The following is a 19,255-nucleotide window of genomic DNA, read 5'->3' as shown; positions in this document are numbered from 1 at the left end:
TCTTTTAGTTGAACTCTCTTCATTGTATTCTCTTAATGGCTTGTTGCGACAATCGCCATGTCGGTGGCTAAAGGACAGTCAAAAGCCATGCGCGCTTCTGTGAAGGGATGCAAAAATTGCAGCTGACAGCAGTGGAGTGCTTGCCGCTCGATGCCTAGATCCATTCTGCCGCCATACATGTCATCTCCCAAAAGCGGACAGCCAATTGCCGAAAAATGGACCCGTATTTGATGGGTTCGACCCGTATGCAGTCGAATATCCACCAATGCCCACTGAGGCTTTTGTTTGGCTACCCAATATTCGGTACGGGCTGGCTTACCTTCTGGAGAAACTTTGCGTTTCAACAGCGAAGTCAAATCGCGGGCAATAGGCTGATCGATCTCCCCATGATCCGCTAAGACAGCCAACTCACCGGCAATCAGTGCCTGATATTTTTTGATGACTTTTTTTTGACGCAGCTGTACATCCATCTTGGCATGGGCGAAGCCGTGTTTAGCAAAGAGCATCAAACCAGATGTATCCCGATCCAGACGTGTCACCACATGGATCACTTGGTTTGGATACTGTTGCCGGCGGTAATACGCTTTGACCCGATTGGCCATCGTTCCGTTAGGATGATACTGGGCCGGGATCGAAGATACACCCGCTGGCTTATTGACGATCAACAAGTGTTCATCTTCAAAAACGATCTCGATCGGTGTCTCATCCAGCAGCATGGTTTCATGTTCGCCTTCATCTGGAATCACAATAGTTACCCTATCATGTTGTTTCAATGAAAACAAGACATTTTGTTCCTCTTGATTGACAAAAATGCTGCCTCCTTGAAATTTGATCTTGGCAAGGAGGCCTTTGGAAATCCCTTGTTCTTTCAAAAAATACTTCACCTGTTGCGGCACTGTTTTCGTGTAATGATAGGTAAATTTCATCTCGTTTATTCTTCTCCAATAAAGGAATCTTTCACTCGATTCCAAAAATGCATATGCCGATAAGACGCGAAATGAATCCGTTCATCGGCAATTCGGTAATAGATCGCATCGATTTCTTCTTGTTCGATCGTAAATTGATCGATCGTCACCAAATAATCGGTACTTTGTTGCAATTGGACTTTGACCCATTCGTGATGACCGACCACGATCGGTGAACCCAATGTCCTGAAGACACGATTGTTCAAAGAAGCAATCTCAGCCAATTGAAACGCATTGATACTCGGGTGCAGCACTGCCCCGCCGACGCTTTTGTTGTAAGCGGTGGAACCAGTTGGTGTCGAGATCGACAGGCCATCGCCGCGGAATTTTTCAAACAAATCTTCTTTGATCGATATATCTGCGACCATCGTGCGGTTGCCTCGTTTGATCGTTGACTCATTCAACGCCAAAAAATGTTTGTCTGATTTGCCATTGGCGTAAGTGATCCGTACGTCTAACAAAGGATAACTGACCGTCTTTTGCCGATCGTTGCATAAAGATGCCACCATTTCTGCTAGTTCATAATCCCGCCAATCGGTATAAAACCCCAAATGACCGGTATGGACACCTAGAAACTGGACTTGATCCAACTTATGATTGAATAAGTGAAAGGCTGAAAGCAGTGTGCCATCGCCCCCCACTGAGATCACAAGTTCTGGATTGTCTTGGTCGATCGTATTTTCAGAAAGCTCTAGCAGCTCCACCAAACGTTTGGTGACACGCAACGATTTTTCTTCTTGATTGTTGATGATTGCTACTCGGATACCCTTCATTTCTGATCCTCCTCGAGGGATTGCGGTTGGTCCCGTTTCGAACGCTGGCCTTTCCCATGGGAAAATAGTCGTTGCGCTTCCTGGATCTCTTCTCGAATATTGGACATCTCTTCATCTAACTGATAGGCGGCTTCCGCTGATCTGCGCAACCGTTCACTGATTTCAACAGGAAATTCACCTTGGTATTTGTAATTTAATGAATGTTCGATCGTTGCCCAAAAATTCATTGCCAAGGTACGGATTTGAATCTCCGCGAGAATAATTTTCTCGCCATCGATCAATTGGACGGGATACTCGATCACTAGATGATAGGAACGATAGCCGCTGGCTTTTTTGTTGGTGATATAATCCCGCTCGATGATCACTTTCATGTCTTTGCGGGTGCGCAGCAAATCAACCACTTGATGGATATCTTCCACAAACTGGCACATGATCCGCAAACCAGCAATATCCGACATTTCGTCCTCAAGACGCGCTAAATCAATTCCCCGTAATTTGCTTTTGGTCAATATACTATCGATTGGCTTGACCCGTCCGGTCACGAATTCAATCGGTACATGTTTGCTTTGCTCGCGATACTGCTTACGTATCCCTCTTAATTTCACTTTTAATTCAGAAACCGCTTGTTCATACGGTGCCAAAAAATCTTCCCAATCTCGAATCATATTCATACCTCGATTCTTTTCATCACATACTCTCTTATTCTACCATACCTTACAGCCAAATCTGAACCACATAGGCAGCAACAGCAAGAATTTTTTTTGCACATCCGCTTGAAGATTGCTTCATATTAAAAAGGCGTTTTGTTTGACACAGTTTTATCCGAATTGTAAAATTGGATAGCTGATGAAAGCGAGTGGCCTGAATGACAGAACAAATCGAAATTGAATATAAAACATTACTTTCAAAAAACCAATATACGCAATTGATTGCCCATTATCAGTTAACAGCGCAAGCCTTTAAGACGCAGGTCAATCACTATTTTGATACACCTGACCAGCAACTACGCAGTTTAGGATTTGGACTTCGTGTGCGGACGACCGCCGTTTATGATGAACTGACCCTTAAAACCCCGGTTGAAAATGGCTTGTTGGAAACAACGGACCAGTTGACCAAAGCAGAGACCGCTGAGATTTTGCACTCAGGGAACATCTTACGCACCGGTGCTGTTGTCAAACGTTTGTTGGCTGCATCGATTGAGCCAATGGCTATTGTTCCCCTTGCGACCCTAACCACTAAACGGGCTGAATTTTCGATTCCTGAAGGTTTGCTTGCCATCGATCACAGCTGGTATGGAGAAAAGGAAGATTTCGAACTTGAGTTAGAAGTTTCTGATCCAATCGAAGGGAAACGAGCCTTTCTGACCCTTTTAGATACCTTCAACATCCATTATCAACCAGCCAAAAATAAAATCGAACGGGCAATGTCAGAAAAATCACATATTTAAGAAGGTTTACTTACTTTTTTCGCTAACATTTGTTATATTTATTAAAATGTACGATTGTTTAACATAAAAAGAATCTTATTTGGGGAGAGATTCAAATGATTGAAATATTTTTATTTGTCAACCCCATTGGTCCGATTTGCTATCAAGTTGAAAAGGAACTATTGGAGAATTTGACAAAGTACCGCAAAAAAATCCATTTGCAAATATTGCCATTGGTCAATTTAACATCTGTCGGTGTATCTATGGAATACTTGTCCATGGATAAAACTGATTTGCTTTTGCGCAACGATCAAACAAAACTGATTTATACAGCTTCGCTTGATTATAAAGCCGCTCAATTACAAGGCAAAAAAATCGCTAGAGATTTCTTGTTGAAATTGCAGCAGCACGTCGGCGTGGATAAGAAAGACTATAGCGAGCAATTGGTGCAAGAATTATTTTCAGAAACCCGAGGTGATCTGTCTATGTTCTTAGAAGATCGCCAATCTGAATTGGTCAAAAAGAATTTTTTGACTGATCAGACAGTGGCAAAAGACATGGGGATCACCATCACCCCTTCTGCTGTCGTATATAACTTCGCATGCGAACGTGAATATGGCGTACTTTTAGAAGGGGCAAAGGCCTTAGCCAGTCTGCCGGCACTGTGTGAAACGTCCGATGATCAATTCGCGTTCCTTGAACGAAAAAATGCGCTAAAAAAGCCAACCCTCTCTACATTACAAGGCGTTGACCATAAACTAATCTTATTATGATCGATTCAATCAAAGAAACCGCCCGATCGGGCGGTTTCTTTTTGATTGAACTGCAATGGATTTACGCTTCTAGCTCACTGACCAGCGCTTCAAGTTCATCCAAACGCTGCGCAAAAACTTTCATTGCATCTTTGATATAATCTGCCTGTGTCATATCGACACCAGCTTTCTTCATCACTTCGATCGGATAATCAGAACGACCGGCTTTCAAATAATTCAAGTAATTGGTCAATGCATCCGGTTCCCCTGCCAAGATTTTCTTCGCCAAAGCAGATGCAGCTGAGAACCCTGTTGCATATTGATAGACATAGTAGTTGTAATAAAAATGCGGGATCCGTGACCATTCTAAACGAATCTCTGGATCTTCAGCCACTGCAGGGCCGTAATATTTGGCGTTTAATTGGGCATAATTTTCACTTAGATACTCGCTCGTCAATGGTGTACCCTTGGCGTCTTCTACGTGCATAAAGTGTTCAAACTCTGCAAACTGTGTTTGGCGGAAAATCGTTCCTTTAAAGCCGTCCAAGTAATGATTCAAGACATACGCTTTGACTCTAGGATCGCTTTCCGTTTGCAACATATATTCAGTCAAAATATTTTCGTTCGTAGTCGAAGCGATCTCGGCCAAGAAGATCGAATAATCGCCATAGGCATAAGGCTGATTGCTGCGGGTAAAGTAACTATGCACACTGTGCCCCATTTCATGGACTAAGGTGAACAATTGATCCAAACGATCATTCCAGTTCATCAAAATATACGGCAATGTATCATATGCACCAGATGAATACGCACCGCTGCGTTTTCCTTTGTTTTCAACGACATCGATCCACCGGTTGTCAAAAGCTTCTTCTACAACTGCTAAGTATTCTTCACCCAAAGGCTGCAACGCTTCTTTGGCTTTGGCAACCGCTTCATCATAGCTGTATCGAATGGGTGCTTCTCCAAGGATCGGCGTATAGACATCGTACATATGCATGGTATCCACTGCCAACAAACGTTTTCTCAAAGCCATATAGCGATGCAGCAATGGCAAATGCTCATTGACCACATTTACTAAGGTATCGTAGACACTTTCAGGGATATGGTTGGCACTTAATGCCGCTTGTCGGGCGGAGTCAAAATGACGGGCTTTCGCTTTGAAATTGTGGCTTTTGATGTTGGTACTCAATGTCTGTGCAAAGGTGTTGCGGAATTGCTCATACACGCCATATAAGCCTTTAAAAGCTGCTTCTCGTACAGAACGGTCCGTACTTTCCAACAATTCGCCATACACGCCATGTGAAAGTTGGACTTTCTCTCCGTTTTCATCATCAACGATTGGGAAAGTCAAATCAGCATTGTTCAATACAGAGAAAATGTTGCCAGGTGCACCGAATATTTCTCCTGCGCCGGCAAGCAATGCCTCTTGTTCCGCTGGCAGGACATGAGGTCGCTCATTGATGGTTTTTTCGATCATGTGGCGATAGACCGCTAATTTCGGTTCCTGATCGAAGTAACCCCATATGGTCTCATCTGACATCGTCAACAACTCAGGATCAAACCAGGCAATCGCTTCGCTGACTTGTGCCAACAAGCTGCTTGCTTTTGCATACAAGCCTTGGTACGTGGTATTCGCTGTATCTTGGTCGTTTTTCAAATGGCTGTAGACGTACAATTTCTCTAATTTGCGCGATAAATCTAAGACATATTCCAACGCTTTCAAAAAAGCCTCAGGTCCTTCAGTAAGCGTACCTTGGTAGTTCTTGGCGGCTTGGGCCTCTGCGGTGATGTCTTGATAAGCGGCTTCAAAAGCTGCATCATCGGCATAGATTTTGGTCAAATCCCACGTTTTCTCTTCCGGGATCGTTTCACGAGCAGGTAATTGTTTTGGTTCTGACATATCGTTCACTCCTTTGATATTCTCTAGAAATATCTTACCATATTTTGAGTGGGAACCAAATCATTCGTTTTGAAAATGAAATCTAGCCTCTAATTGTTGACATTCCTCAAAAAAGGCGCATAAGATCGTTGACTGATCGATGAGGGGATAAGGCCATGACCAGTCGATCATCCGTAATTTGTACAGCCACTGTGCAAAAGATTGCTGCGGATCGAGGTCAAAGCAAACCCGCATCACCAGCACCCAATGTTCAAATAAAAAACCAAAGCGACTGTCTTGGTAACACCAAAAAGGCAATTGGGCAATGTGCCTGTTAAGGGAATACACCAATGCCTGAACCTGCATGATTCGGGGTGTTTTTTTGATCAGTTGCTGCAAGAGCCAAAATTGATAGGCATTGGGCTGCCAAAGTCTTCTGACAGTATGCGGCTTTGTTTGCGCAGTATTGATTGGTCTTAACGTTCCTTTATCAAAGGAACAGCTTTCAGAAAACCACGTACATTGATAGCCCACGCCATATTGATAATGCCAATCGATCGCCGTATAATGGATCAAACACTGACGCCCCACATCGATTCCCCATAGATTAAACCCTTGATCATCATACATGCAACTTGCTTTAGCAATTGTGTGCCAAATTTTCTTTGGCTGCAGTCGTAACCCTAAGATCCACCATGGCTGATAGCCAGCTTTCAGATAACCGGCAGTGCGGACAGAAAAATCCGTCAATGAAATTGGCGAACATTGGACCTCGATCACCAGTTGCTGATACTTTAGATCTGGCCGTTGCGTCAATTCTGGCAAAAAACATTCGATTTTGACTGGCAAAGGATCAAACCAATCATATAAGTACGCTTTGGCCGCTAAATGTTCTTCTGTTTCTCCCTCACTGAAGGTGCTACATTCGGCATTCTTGCGGTGGGCAAAATGGGCTCGCCGTTTTGGACCGCGCTTCCATGTCACTTGTTCTTGACAACCAGGACAATGAAACTTGTTGTCTTTCATTTCAACGGTATCCGCACTGCGCAATTGCTTCTCCTGATCATAGGCATACAGCATCTCTTCACCACCTCAAAGATAAGTACGCAAAAAAACCGTCTACATCAAAAAGATGTGACGGTCATTTCATGATACAGCAATTATTCAGTTTTGAAGTAGTACCGTGTCAAAGCCAACGCATCATTTTCCATGATCAATTGACCATATTCAGAAAGCACTTCAGGAGTGACACTTGTCCGTTGGGCAAACTCCATAAGATAAGACAGTGCATTCTCTACTTCGATATCTGTGACTTCAGGATCTGTAAAACGCAATTCAATGAAGTATTGGGTGCCCATTTGATAGAGATTTGACGCAACACCGTCTAAGTAGACTTCTGAAGCCAATTGGATCATATCTTCGAAATGGGCGAGTTCAAAAACAAACCGAGTCCCGATCTCTTCAACTTGATCCGCTTCTTGCAATTGAGCCGCCACATGTTTCTTCAACATATCGGTAATATCTTCATTTTCATTGTCTGCCATTTCGTCAAAGCCTTCCATTGCTTCTGGCGGAAGGTTCTTGCTGATAAACAGTTCTAATCCATCACCTTTTGGCAAAACTTGGAATGTGACTGCTTCACTTCCTTTAAATTCTTCATCGATATCGACTTCTTCTAAAATACTATAAAAGAAGTTTTCAATTTCATTATGGTTGCCTAGAAGGTCAAGAAAAGTGATACCTCTCGCAGCTAAGTCTTCACTTTTGATCAATACACGTATGGTGTTCTCATTGATATGTTCCATTTCCATATTAGCTACACCTCACTTTTGCTAATTCTTATAGGTTCATTGTAGCGAAACCAGTCAAAAAGTAAAGCGAAAACGAATATTCGCTTAAGAAAAGCGTAAATCTCTACAAAAAAACCCGTTCGGCTTAAGAACGGGTCAACGATATTGTTTTATAAGCCTGCCATTAACTGTGCATGACGAAGTTCCAATTGACGAACATCTCTAGGCAAGAATCGGCGAATTTCATCTTCATTGAAACCTACTTGCAGTCGTTTCTCATCGATCATGATCGGACGACGCAATAATCCTGGATTCTCTTGGACAAGTGTCAATAAATCTTTCAGGGGCAGGTCATCTAGATCCATGTTCAATTTTTGAAAAACTTTGGATCTGGTAGAAATAATTTCTTCTGTACCGTCTTCTGTCATCTGTAAGATTGCTTTCAATTCAGAAATATTCAATGGTTCTGAAAAAATATTTCTTTCAACAAAAGGAATCTCATGCTCTTGTAACCACGCACGAGCTTTGCGACAAGACGTGCAACTTGGGGAAGTGTATAGTGTCAACAACGTGCATCTCTCCTTTTTAAATAAGTGGATCGCAAGTCCTGTTCCCTTGCTTGATTCTAATTATACAGAAGAACCTAGAAAAAATCTAGTCTATATCTCATATTTTTTAATAAAACTCGAAAGTTATATTAAAAGAGAAACCTTAAAAACAAAAGGTTTCTCTGGAAATCGAATCCTTTAAATGAGAGAATTCAAATTTATTTTTAATATTACTGCTTTTATACAACAGTGTATCATTGGTGTATCAGATGGATGACACTTTGTTAAATAATCACGCATAAATATAGATACGTTTTTTAATTTTTTGCAAATGATTTACAACTGTAATTTCTTTATCAGCGATATAACGCACTTATTTCAAGCTTTTATTTTTAAGGTAAAAATCACAAAAAATCGTCCTTAAATAACAAAATACGCAGGCATAAAAAATTTTTGTTATTTTTAAAACGCTGGTCTTTCTCCTTCCAATGTAACAGAGGGAGTTTTTTTGTGCAACCCGCTTTCTCATCAAATCGCCCCTTGCACATACCTTTCCTCTGCTTTCTACACACCATTCACTATATTAAATAACAGCATTAAAAGAGAAGAAAATAAAAAAAAACAGCTTATCTCAACGGATAAGCTGCAAGTTGGTGGCTTAAAATGGGTGATTTACCTATAAAAACAGATAATCCCTTTTTTGATTCGGCCTTGCCAGTTTTATTTTTTGGCGAATTGGGCATCATGCAAGCGGCGATAATGGCCATTCAATGCCATCAGATCATCATGACTGCCCTCTTCTAAAATACCTTGGTCACTGACAACAATGATCCTTGTGGCATGCTTGATCGTCGCTAAACGATGGGCGATGATCAAGGTCGTTCTGCCATCAGCTAACGCATTCAATGATTCTTGGATCACTTGCTCAGTTTCAGTATCTAAAGCTGAAGTCGCTTCATCCAAGATGAGGATCGGCGGATTCTTCAAGAACATTCTGGCAATCGCTACCCGTTGTTTTTGGCCACCAGAAAGTTTGACCCCTCTTTCGCCAATCACCGTATCCAATCCGTCACTCATTTGATCGATCACTTGCTCTAAATGTGCCAACTTTGCTGCTTGAAGGATTTCAGCCTCTGATGCCTGCAATTTTCCATAAGCAATATTTTCGCGAATGGTACCTGGAAAGAGAAAGACATCTTGTTGTACGGTACCGATCTGCCCTCTTAAAGAAGCCAACGTCATATCTTGAATATTGATGCCGTCAATCGTGATCTCACCTTCTGACACCTCGTAAAATCTCGGTAACAAGTTGCACAATGTAGTCTTCCCTGAGCCGCTCTGCCCCACAAAAGCGACAGTTTCACCAGACTTGATCTCAAGGTCAATGTGATTCAAGACTTTCGTGGCATCTGCATACGCAAATGATACATTTTGATACGAGATATCGCCCTTCAAGTTTTTGACAATGACGGCATCTGGTTTGTCCTGGATAGCTGGTTGTTTATCCAGTTCTTCTGTCAAGCGTCGAAAGCCCGCGATCCCTTTTGGATAACTTTCAATCATCGTATTGACTTTTTCGATAGGTCTGACAAAGACATTGGATAGCAAGATAAAGCCGACAAACTGCCCATTGGTCAATTCTCCTTGAATGACATAATATGCCCCGAAAATCAGCGCAAACAAATTGATCAAACGAATCAAGAAGTAATTATAAGCAGAACTGATCGCCATGATTTTATAAAAAGTGATTTTCGAGCGGCGATACAATTGACTCAAGCCGTCAAACCGCTTGTGTTCGAATGTTTCATTGGCAAATGACTGTGTCACCCGAATGCCACTGACGGAAGCTTCGACACCGGCGTTGAATTCACCCAAATTATCATAGATCTCTGTGTTGACTTTGGTCATTTTTTTGTTGAAAAAAACCAGTGCGACAGTGATCAGTGGAATCAACGCAAATGTCGCGATAGCCAACTGAACATGCATATTCAACATCAAAATAAATGAACCGATCAGGGTCATGATCGTGATAAATACATCTTCTGGTCCGTGATGTGCCACTTCCGATATTTCAAATAAATCAGTAGTCAGCCGACTGATCAATTTCCCAGTCTTCTGATTGTCGTAATATTCGAAAGGCTGCGTTTGCAAATGACGAAACAATTCTTGCCGCATGTCCGTTTCAATATTGACCCCCAGTTTGTGTCCATAAAAGACCACTACATATTGCAAAACGGTATTGATGATATAAAAAAAGAGTAAACCTAAACAAGCCAACATAATCAAACGGAAATTGTTTTGCGGCATAATTTGGTCGATCACACGATTGACTGCTACTGGAAACACCAATTCCAGCAATCCGGCAAAAACAGCACAAGTAAAATCTAAGATAAACAGTGACCGATAGGGTCGATAATAACTAAAAAACCTTTTTAACACTTTTACCCCTCCTCCAATTCTTTCATTATAAAGAACAATCCATGAAAAGGCAAAATGAGAATCGTCTGAAAATGAGTAAAATTCACCATTATTATGAAAGGTTATTACTCCGCCGTTTGTCTAAAATAGTAAAATAAACCTTTATTTAACAGTCTTTTACATCTTTTTTTCTTCAAAAAAATCATCTATGATATAAACGAAAAACAAATGAAAGTTTTCATTAATTTTGAAAGGCGTGTCTTTTTTGATTTCTAGTATACTTTTTGATGTCGACGATACTCTTTACGACCAGCAACAACCATTTCGCCAAGCGATCATGACTTATTTTCCAGAAGTCCCTTATCCACAGCTCACTTCACTTTATCTGCAATTTCGGTTGCATAGCGATGAACAATTTGGCAAGGTATTGTCCAAAGAATGGTCATTGGATCATTTTCGCCATTACCGCCTCAGCACGTCATTGACTGATATCGGCTGCCAACCTATCTCATTGGCAGAAAGCCAACAGTTTCAAGCCCTCTATGAACAACAGCTTGACCAGATCACCTTACACCCTGCTGTCAAAGATACATTGGATTTTCTCGCTTCGCTGCCAGTCAAAATCGGTATCATCACAAATGGGCCGACCACGCACCAACAAAAGAAATTAGATCAATTGCAGCTGACCAATTGGATCAAACCAGAACACATGATGATCTCGCAAACTACTGGGTTTCAAAAACCTGAGTTGGACATTTTCCGCCTAGCAGAATGTTCCTTTGGCTTGGATCCAGACCAGACTTTATATGTCGGTGATAACTTTGACAATGACGTGATTGGCGCCAAACGTGCCGGTTGGCAAGCCTTATGGTTGAATCATCGGAATCGCACAGCGCCAGTTGGACGTGCATCGCTGCCAGATAAAACCATCGATTGTTTTGATGATTTATCAGAAGCAATCAGCACGCTCTTAGCCATACCAGAAATGCAATATGCCTAAAAAAGCAGGATGCCAGATGGCATCCTGCGTTTACATGTTTATCCATAGGTTTCTTCGCCAATACTTAAGATCAGACGAATATCTTCTTCAGTCATTTGCTGCAACTGTGTTTCATTGCCTTGGATCACTTTTTGGAATAGTTCACGTTTTTCTTGCTGCAAAGCGTCCATTCGTTCTTCGATGGTGCCTTCAGCAATCATCCGCCACACTTCTACCACCCGTTGCTGGCCGATACGATGGGCCCGACCGGCTGCTTGTTCTTCTACGGCTGGGTTCCACCAAAGGTCATACAAGATCACGGTATCAGCACCCGTCAAGTTCAATCCGGTACCTCCTGCTTTCAAGGAAATCAAGAAGACATCTTTCTCTCCGCTGTTAAAAGCATCCACCATCGCCAAACGTTCTTGCGGCGGTGTGCTGCCTCGTAGATAAAATGTGTTGAATCCTTCTTGCGCCAGCTCCGTTTCAATCAACGATAGCATACTCGTAAACTGAGAAAACAGCAACACTCGGCGGCCGTTTTCTTTGGCTGCGGCCAAGAGGTCTTTGACTTGTTCCAACTTGCCAGAAGATCCTTGATAATCCTCTACGAATAATCTCGGATCACAACAAATTTGGCGCAAGCGTGTCAACCCGGCTAAGATACTGATTCGATTCTTTCTAAAGGAAGCTGAATCCATTTGGGCAATTTCTTCACGCATTTGGCGCAGATACGCCAGATAGATTTTCTTTTGTTCTTCTGTTAAGACACTATAATAGTTGGTTTCCAGTTTTTCCGGCAGGTCATGCAACACCGATTTTTTATCTCGACGCAGAATAAAGGGTTTGATCATTTTGGCGATCTCTTGGGTATCTAAAGCTTTGAACCCTTGTTTGCTAGGAAAAAATCCTGGCATGATCATTTGGAACAATGACCACAATTCTTCTAAATTGTTTTCGATTGGGGTACCACTTAATGCAAAGCGTTGCGGTACTTGTAATGAACGCAATGCTTGCGCCGTTTTTGTGGCACTGTTTTTGACCATTTGTGCTTCATCTAGGATCAAACAGGTCAAATTCAATTCTTGATAGCTATCGATATCTTGCCGCAAACTGGCATAGGAGGTGATCCGGATATCCGCTGTTTGCTGCAATTGCACTTCCCGTTCTTCTTTGCTACCGCTGATGACACAGGCAGTCAAGCTTGGGGCAAATCGCGTTAATTCTTGCTGCCAGTTATACGTCAAGCTGGCAGGTGCAACGATCAAGGCCGACAGCTGTTGCTTTTCTTCTTTTTCAGATAATAAGTAACTGATGGTTTGCACTGTTTTCCCTAAGCCCATTTCATCTGCCAAAATCCCGCCAAAATGATAATGGCTCAACATTTTCAACCATCGGAAACCTGTTTCTTGATAATGTCGCAACTCCGCATTCAGTGCTTGAGGTAGTGAGACATGAAAACCTTCTGGGTGAATCAAGTCTTCTGTCATTTGTTTGAAGCCTTCACTAAAGTCAGCCTGTGCCGTAAATTGTTCTTGCAGCATCAGCCCTTGATTCAACGGCACTTGGATGGCACCGTTCTTGACTGACATGGCCATCCGCAATTGCTGCAACGCGGCACTGGCTTCTTGGAAGGCTTCAGATTCCAACGAAAGGACTTGCCCATTCTCAGTAGTATAAAATTTAGCTGATTGCAATAAGCTGCGCAAGACCGCATCGATCTCAGTTTCTGCGATCCCACTGATATCAAACTTGATATCCAGCCATGAGCCATTTTCTTCGATGGCGATCTGTGGACGATGGTGCTGGGCATCAAGATAAAGTTCCCGTAATTTCTTACCGATTCGGACCGTGCCTAATTGGCGCAAGATTGGCACTTCTTTGGTAAAAAAGGCATATAGATGTTCCCCTAACGGCAACTCTTTTTGACGATTTTTGCTGCTCGCTTGATAGCCTAATGTGTCCAGAACTTGTTCGATACGTGCCTCTTGCTTAAAGTCCCGCAGAATCTCTGGATGATCTGCTGGTGTGTGCTGATATTTGGGATCACTTGAAAAGACCACGTCACCATAAGTGAAATCAACTTGCAGATCGATTTGTCCTTTGATTTTACGCAATGAAAAAACGACTTGCAGTGCAGCTTCTTCGATTTCATTTCCCACAGCATCCCCTATCACAACTGTGCCGATTTTCCGCAAATGCGGCAAAACTTTCATGAATAGCGTGGCCAGTTCATCTTTGGGATAGTCAATGATTGGTTCTTCGAAACGCTTGAATAGCTGTTGCATGGTAAGATAAATCTCTTTTTGTTCTGACGTCAATTCAAAAAACTGACCCTCGATCAAGCCCCAATTATAATGATTCAACAAGTAATCAAAATCAGTCAGCATACGCAGGACAAATCGGTCTTCCACTTTTTGGACATCAAATTGTAGTGGATTGCCTGTTGCAAATACGGCTTCTTTGAGTTTGTGGTCGCCGATGGTGATCCGTCCAAAAACAGTATTCATCTGTGCCAATAACTCTTTGCCGTATTCGACAGGCAGCAGCAAATACTTTTTGTCCAACTTGCCATTGACCTGGATCCCTGCTTGACCAATCAATTGCTGTGTCTGGGCTATCCCTGCCAAGCGCTGTAACAGCGCTTGATTTGGCGCATCAAACGCATCGTCGGTCAACAAAAAGTCAAACTGTTTGTTAGCGGTATAACTTTTTTTCTCTTGATACATTTGCAAAAACTTGTAAATGTTTTTGACTACATAATTTCTAGTTGTCCCGCGATAACCGATTTTTAAAGAAATACCCAATAAATCTAGTTCTTGATGATAAGGATTGGTGGGAATCGTATCCACATGATACTCGATTTGAAGCGGGACAGTTTCATTGGCCGCAGCGGTTAATCTGGCAAACCCATTCGAGAACATTTCTGATGGGGAAAACTGTTTTTGGGCCGCAGGTTTTTCTGTGATCATACGGGTTTTCCCTTGCTTGCGCAAATACAATTCGACTGCGACGGTATGTTTGCAATAATGGTGTTCATCCCAGTAAGGACATTGACAATAATCCACTTCTTTGGCAGTGGCATCTAATGTCACTAGGTATAATTCAGCCCCTAAGACTTCTGCATGCCACACATTTTTTTCTGGATCCGGCGTGACAGATAGTACGCGGTCTTCATTTAAATAGGTGCGTCCTCGTTCGATGACTTTTTCTGGTATACTCCACTTCATTGTATCCCTCCTTCCTTATTCTTTGATACGAATCTGACTTTGACCACCGCCATTGGTTTCTACAAAAACTTGTTGCGTGATCCTTGTTCTGAGTTCACGTACGTGACTGATGATACCAATCATTCGCCCTTCACTTTCAATCATTTCTAAAGCCTCCATTGCCATTTCTAAAGATTCCTCGTCCAGGGAACCAAACCCTTCATCAATAAATAGGGCTTCGATCTCGATACCGCCAGCTTTTGCCTGAATGACGTCCGCTAACGAGATGGCTAACGCCAATGCAGCAATAAAGCTTTCGCCGCCTGAAAGGGTATGTGCCCGCCGAACTTGTCCGGCATTGTCGTCATAGATGTCGATTTCCAATCCTGTTGAACTGCGATAACTCCCTACCTTGTCAGCCAATTCAAATTGATAGCGCCCTCTGGTCAAACGCGCAAGCCGCGCATTGGCAACGATGAGTATTTCTTCCAGATAACGTTGCAGCACGTATCGTTCCAGACTGGTTTTTTTGCTATTTTCTCCATTGATCGTTTCTGCCAATTGCTGCAATTGACTCAACTGATCCATTGCCTGCACATTTTGTGCATAAATCATGTGCAATTCTTGATAAATCAACTGGTTGTTGCGCCTTTTTTCTTGTTTTTGGATGATTTTCTCCTGCATCTGCTCTCGGGTGGCTTCTAGTTGTTGAAATTGCTCAGACAAGGCCTCGCTATCAACCGGTTCAGCATCCGCTAAGCGCTGTTCAAGGGTCGCCAACCGTTGCTGGGTGGCGTAGAGATCTTGTTGATACTGCTTGAGCTCTATTGAAAGTGCCTCTTTTTCAGAAAGACCTGAAAGCAACGCTTCGAACTGTACTTCTGTGTATCCGGCTTCCTGAAGAAATCCATCGATATCCTTATTGGCTTGTTGCCATTCTTGCCGTTTCTCTTGAGAAAATGTCTGCAAATTGTCCACTTTCTCAGACAAAATGACTGTACTTTTCTCCAACTCAGCCCCTTGTGCGGCATCGCTGTCTATTTCGTTGGTTTGCTGCTGAATCAATTTCTTTATTTCGAGGCGCTGGGTTTCAATCTCTTGGATCGAATAACCAGACAATTGTTCCATTAGCGCAGCCATCCGTCCTTCAGCCAATTGCTGCTTTGTGGTGACTGCTGCTTCCGCTTCGATCAACACCTGCTTTTCGTTGCTGATCATTTTTTGTTGCTGGGCGAGTGTTTGTAATTGCTGCTGCGCTTTTTGGACAGCTGCCGTCTGCTGATCAAGTACGATCATCCGTTGTTTGAGATAGTCAGCCGCTGTTGCTTCAGTAATCTTGGCCTGCCCATCCTCCAGCACCTGTAATGCAGCAAAGAGTGCCTGCCATGCCTTTTCTTTGGCTTGTTGTCTTTCTTCGATCAATGTGTGTGTCTCAGCGAGTTGCCGCTGACACTGCTGCAACAATGTATGATTGGCCGACAACTGTTCTTTGGCGGTCGTCAATTCCTTCTGTGTTCGCAGGAGTCTTTGTTCGCTTTCCATGATGTCTTCGATAGTATAAGACGCATGGGCCTGCAAATTTGGGTGATCCGTGGCCCCGCAGACTGGGCATGGTTCATCTGGTTCCAGCAAAAGCTGCAAGCGCGCAATCTGCATTTTGGCATTTTGACTGGTCTCGGTCTTCAATGTCACCGTCAGCGCCGCTGCCTGCTTGTCTAAATGGGTTTGCTTGTTGATCAACGCTTGTTCTTGCACCGTGCGTTGTTGATGATCCGCAGTGGCTTTTGCATATTGTTCTTTGATCTCTAGCCATTTTTCCAGCAGATTTTTGCATTCCAACAGCTGGATCTTGACAGTTTGATGATTGCCTGCGGCCTCGATCTCGGCAGTCCATTGCGCTTGTTGGGCGGCAAACTGACTTTCTTCCCGTTCAAATGCTTGCCGCTTGGTTTGTTGCCGCTGGGCTTCTTGCCGCAAGTCAGACAACGCTTGTTGTTGCTTGTGGGCTTGTTGGGCAATTGGCAGCAAGCTGTCGAACATTCGTTGCTTCATTGTTGCTTGTTCAAGGGCTTCTTTTCGTTGTTCGATGATTGGTCGTTGCGCCTGCCAATCCTGTTGTTGCAATTGGATCGAGCGCAATTGGTCTTGCGCTGCTGCTGCTTGGTTTTGCGCATGGCGATAGGCTGCATCTTTTTCCATCCGCCGCTGCCAGATTGGCTGCTTCTCTGCTGCCCAGCTAAGTGCTTCCAGTTGGTGTTTCTTTTGATTGATCATCGGGGCAGATGCTTCTAAAGCGGTTTGCTGTTCTAACAGAACTTGTTGCTCTTGTCTGAGGTTTTCACGCTCTTTGGCTTGATAAAAAAGCGTTTGTGTCTTCTGATAGGCTTGATCGATTTCTGATTTTTGCGTTTGCATGGTGGCAATAGCGGCTGTTTGCTGCTCCAGATCTGCAGTCCATGCTTCGAGTGCTTCTGCAGTTGAGAAAACTGGCTGCTCCTGTTGCCAATCAAACCGACTGAGTAATTGTTCAGCGAGTTGCTGCTGTTGTTCCAGCGTCTTGTTTTGTGCTTTTTGCTGCTCTTTCAGCCATTCATTAAATCCTTGATAGAGCTGCGTTCCAAAAAGATTTCGCAACACCTTTTCCTTATCATTGCTGGTCGCGATCAAAAAGTTGCGAAATTCACCTTGCGGCAGCATCATGATTTGGAAAAATTGTTTGGCATCTAGTTGCAGCAATTCTTTGATGAACTGATCCACTTCGTTTCGCTTGCTGAGTTGCTTCAATTCTTTGCCCGCAGCATCAAAAATCGTCAGTTGGACTTTTGCCGCTTGGTTGGTGACACCATCTCCGCGTTTTTTTGACAAAATCTGTTCGGGCCGACGGAGAATCTCATAGAATAAGGATTGATGCGCGAAAGTAAAGGAAACACTTGTTTCCTCGCTGGGTGAGGCAAACATTGACCGCATTTCTTTGCCGGCCCGCAAATTGCCTGAGGTCTCGCCAAAGAGCGCAAAGGTCATCCCATCGAAGATCGTGGTTTTGCCAGCACCTGTCTTGCCGCTGATCAAAAAAAGCCCAGTGGTGGCGACTTGGTCAAAATCTAACGTTTCTTCGATAAAGGGACCAAAATTTTTCATGATCAATTTCTTTGGTTTCAATGGTCCACCCTCTTTTCTGTAGTCAATACTTCTGACAACCCTTGTTCGATCCACTGTTGTTGGCTTTCCATCAATGAATCACCGGTCATTTCATGAAAGAAGGTATTGATCAAAGTTTGAGGATCATTTGTTTCTATCTGTATACGTTCTTTTTTCTCTTTGACCGGCCCTTCCAGCCGTTCAACGGCTAAAATCGTAGGATAGATTTTCCGCAGCTGGTTCATCATATTGGGGATGATCGTACGATCTGTCAATGTAAAGTGCCAAAAAGCCTGACGATCTAATGGCATGTAAAAAGCCGGATCTGTCAATTCAGCAAACGTGGCTTCGATTGAATAGATATCTCTTGCAGGGTGCAAGGGCATAAATTCACAGGTATCGGCATGCGTGTCGATGATATAGACCCCTTTTTGCTCTTGCCATTCTGAAAGAGAATATTTCAGCGGTGAGCCGCTATATTTGATCCTAGGATGGTTCAGGGCATGCTTACTGTGTAAGTGACCCAGTAACACCCGATCAAATCGGTCAAAGGCATCTAATGGCACACTATCCAAGCCGCCTACTTGGATTTTCGTCTCAGAATCGGTTTGACTTGAGCCCGCTGCAAAGAAATGGGTCACCAATATCTGTTTTTTGGAAGGGTCAGCATGGGCCTTCATTTCATCGATGACCCGGACAACGCCCTGGGCAATCGTCGTGATCGGTTCATCAAAAAATAAGCGGGCTTCGATTGGCTCAAAATACGGCAGCAAAAAGAATTGGCTATCTGCAATCGTCACCGGCTTCAAGCTGTCCTCGATCGAGGTGGCCATATGAAATTGTGTACCTGTAAACCATTGTTTGCCAGTTTCCAAACGAATGGGACTATCGTGGTTGCCAGAGATCACAAGCAGTGGCAACTGGTGAGTCAAATTGATGGTTGCAATTTTTTCGTTCAATAATTTGACTGCTTCCACCGCTGGTACCGACCGATCATACAGATCGCCAGCAATCACGACAGCTTCTACCTCTTGTGCAAGGGCGATATCGATGATTTGATCAATGATCTTGCTTTGGTCCTCAATCAAATCGTACCCATGTAATTTTTTACCGATATGCCAATCGGCTGTATGTAATATTCGCATGCAATCACACCTTTTTAAAAATATCCTTCCCACCATTATACCACTTTGTGCCCTTCTTATATATGAGACATGCTGAAAATTCTTGATTTCCCTTCTCATTCATTTTCTGCTTTCACGTCATTCTTCTTACATCACGATGATGAAATTATTTTTCAAAACAAAATTATTAACTTGAAATATAATTACACATCTATTACAATAAGTGTGAAATCGAATTCATTACATGATTTCAA

Annotated in this window: 13 protein-coding genes and 2 pseudogenes; 3 read left to right on the top strand and 12 right to left on the bottom strand. The window is 43.0% G+C overall.

Annotated features, from left to right (window positions below):
* Positions 1-32 precede the first annotated feature (32 nt).
* From AEQ18_RS12230 to AEQ18_RS12220, 3 genes are read right to left on the bottom strand one after another with little or no spacing between them, the layout of a single operon-like run.
* On the bottom strand, positions 33-926 hold the full coding sequence (locus AEQ18_RS12230) for an RluA family pseudouridine synthase (RefSeq protein WP_054116615.1): 894 nt from the start codon (positions 924-926) through the stop codon (positions 33-35).
* A 5-nt stretch (positions 927-931) separates the two neighbouring features.
* Complete coding sequence (locus tag AEQ18_RS12225; RefSeq protein WP_054116614.1) at positions 932-1,738, bottom strand: NAD kinase; 807 nt, start codon at positions 1,736-1,738, stop codon at positions 932-934.
* Entirely contained in the window at positions 1,735-2,403 is a 669-nt protein-coding gene (locus AEQ18_RS12220; RefSeq protein WP_054116613.1) for a GTP pyrophosphokinase, read from the bottom strand. The genes AEQ18_RS12225 and AEQ18_RS12220 overlap by 4 nt, the downstream gene beginning before the upstream one ends.
* A 200-nt stretch (positions 2,404-2,603) precedes the next feature.
* On the opposite strand from AEQ18_RS12220, the gene AEQ18_RS12215 reads away from it, so the two are divergent.
* Together AEQ18_RS12215 and AEQ18_RS12210 are read left to right on the top strand one after the other, a co-directional pair.
* Positions 2,604-3,185 (top strand): CYTH domain-containing protein, encoded by a 582-nt coding sequence (locus tag AEQ18_RS12215; RefSeq protein ID WP_054116612.1) that lies wholly within the window; start codon positions 2,604-2,606, stop codon positions 3,183-3,185.
* Between the two features lie 95 nt (positions 3,186-3,280).
* On the top strand, positions 3,281-3,937 hold the full coding sequence (locus AEQ18_RS12210) for a DsbA family protein (RefSeq protein WP_054116611.1): 657 nt from the start codon (positions 3,281-3,283) through the stop codon (positions 3,935-3,937).
* Positions 3,938-3,998: 61 nt separating this feature from the next.
* Here AEQ18_RS12210 and pepF read toward each other — a convergent pair whose 3' ends face one another.
* The 5 genes from pepF to AEQ18_RS12185 form a co-directional block, all read right to left on the bottom strand.
* Positions 3,999-5,816, bottom strand: coding sequence for an oligoendopeptidase F (gene pepF / locus AEQ18_RS12205; protein ID WP_054116610.1), 1,818 nt, complete (start codon positions 5,814-5,816; stop codon positions 3,999-4,001).
* A gap of 60 nt (positions 5,817-5,876) precedes the next feature.
* On the bottom strand, positions 5,877-6,875 hold the full coding sequence (locus AEQ18_RS12200) for a competence protein CoiA (protein WP_054116609.1): 999 nt from the start codon (positions 6,873-6,875) through the stop codon (positions 5,877-5,879).
* Between the two features lie 80 nt (positions 6,876-6,955).
* On the bottom strand, positions 6,956-7,606 hold the full coding sequence (locus AEQ18_RS12195; RefSeq protein ID WP_054116608.1) for an adaptor protein MecA: 651 nt from the start codon (positions 7,604-7,606) through the stop codon (positions 6,956-6,958).
* A 149-nt stretch (positions 7,607-7,755) separates the two neighbouring features.
* A complete protein-coding gene (gene spxA / locus AEQ18_RS12190; protein WP_054116607.1) occupies positions 7,756-8,154 on the bottom strand; it encodes a transcriptional regulator SpxA in 399 nt (132 codons plus the stop codon).
* Between the two features lie 699 nt (positions 8,155-8,853).
* The gene (locus AEQ18_RS12185) at positions 8,854-10,572 is read right to left on the bottom strand and encodes an ABC transporter ATP-binding protein (protein ID WP_054116606.1); all 1,719 of its coding nucleotides are present in this window, start codon (positions 10,570-10,572) and stop codon (positions 8,854-8,856) included.
* 244 nt (positions 10,573-10,816) lie between these two features.
* On the opposite strand from AEQ18_RS12185, the gene AEQ18_RS12180 reads away from it, so the two are divergent.
* Positions 10,817-11,551, top strand: coding sequence for an HAD family hydrolase (locus AEQ18_RS12180; RefSeq protein ID WP_054116841.1), 735 nt, complete (start codon positions 10,817-10,819; stop codon positions 11,549-11,551).
* Between the two features lie 38 nt (positions 11,552-11,589).
* On the opposite strand, the gene AEQ18_RS12175 is transcribed toward AEQ18_RS12180, so the two are convergent.
* From AEQ18_RS12175 to AEQ18_RS12165, 4 genes and pseudogenes are all read right to left on the bottom strand, one after another.
* The gene (locus AEQ18_RS12175) at positions 11,590-14,760 is read right to left on the bottom strand and encodes a DEAD/DEAH box helicase (RefSeq protein WP_054116605.1); all 3,171 of its coding nucleotides are present in this window, start codon (positions 14,758-14,760) and stop codon (positions 11,590-11,592) included.
* Positions 14,761-14,775: 15 nt separating this feature from the next.
* A pseudogene (locus AEQ18_RS16100) lies at positions 14,776-15,552 on the bottom strand (SbcC/MukB-like Walker B domain-containing protein); the annotation flags it as partial.
* Positions 15,553-16,323: 771 nt separating this feature from the next.
* Positions 16,324-17,898, bottom strand: a pseudogene (locus AEQ18_RS16095) (AAA family ATPase); the annotation flags it as partial.
* Positions 17,895-19,022, bottom strand: a complete 1,128-nt coding sequence (locus AEQ18_RS12165) for an exonuclease SbcCD subunit D (RefSeq protein ID WP_054116603.1) — start codon at positions 19,020-19,022, stop codon at positions 17,895-17,897. The pseudogene AEQ18_RS16095 and the gene AEQ18_RS12165, both read right to left, overlap by 4 nt.
* Positions 19,023-19,255: the final 233 nt, after the last annotated feature.

Origin of the sequence: Enterococcus sp. RIT-PI-f, from assembly GCF_001297065.1 — a bacterium.
GTDB lineage: Bacteria > Bacillota > Bacilli > Lactobacillales > Enterococcaceae > Enterococcus_D.
This window is presented reverse-complemented; position numbering and strand designations above follow the sequence as displayed.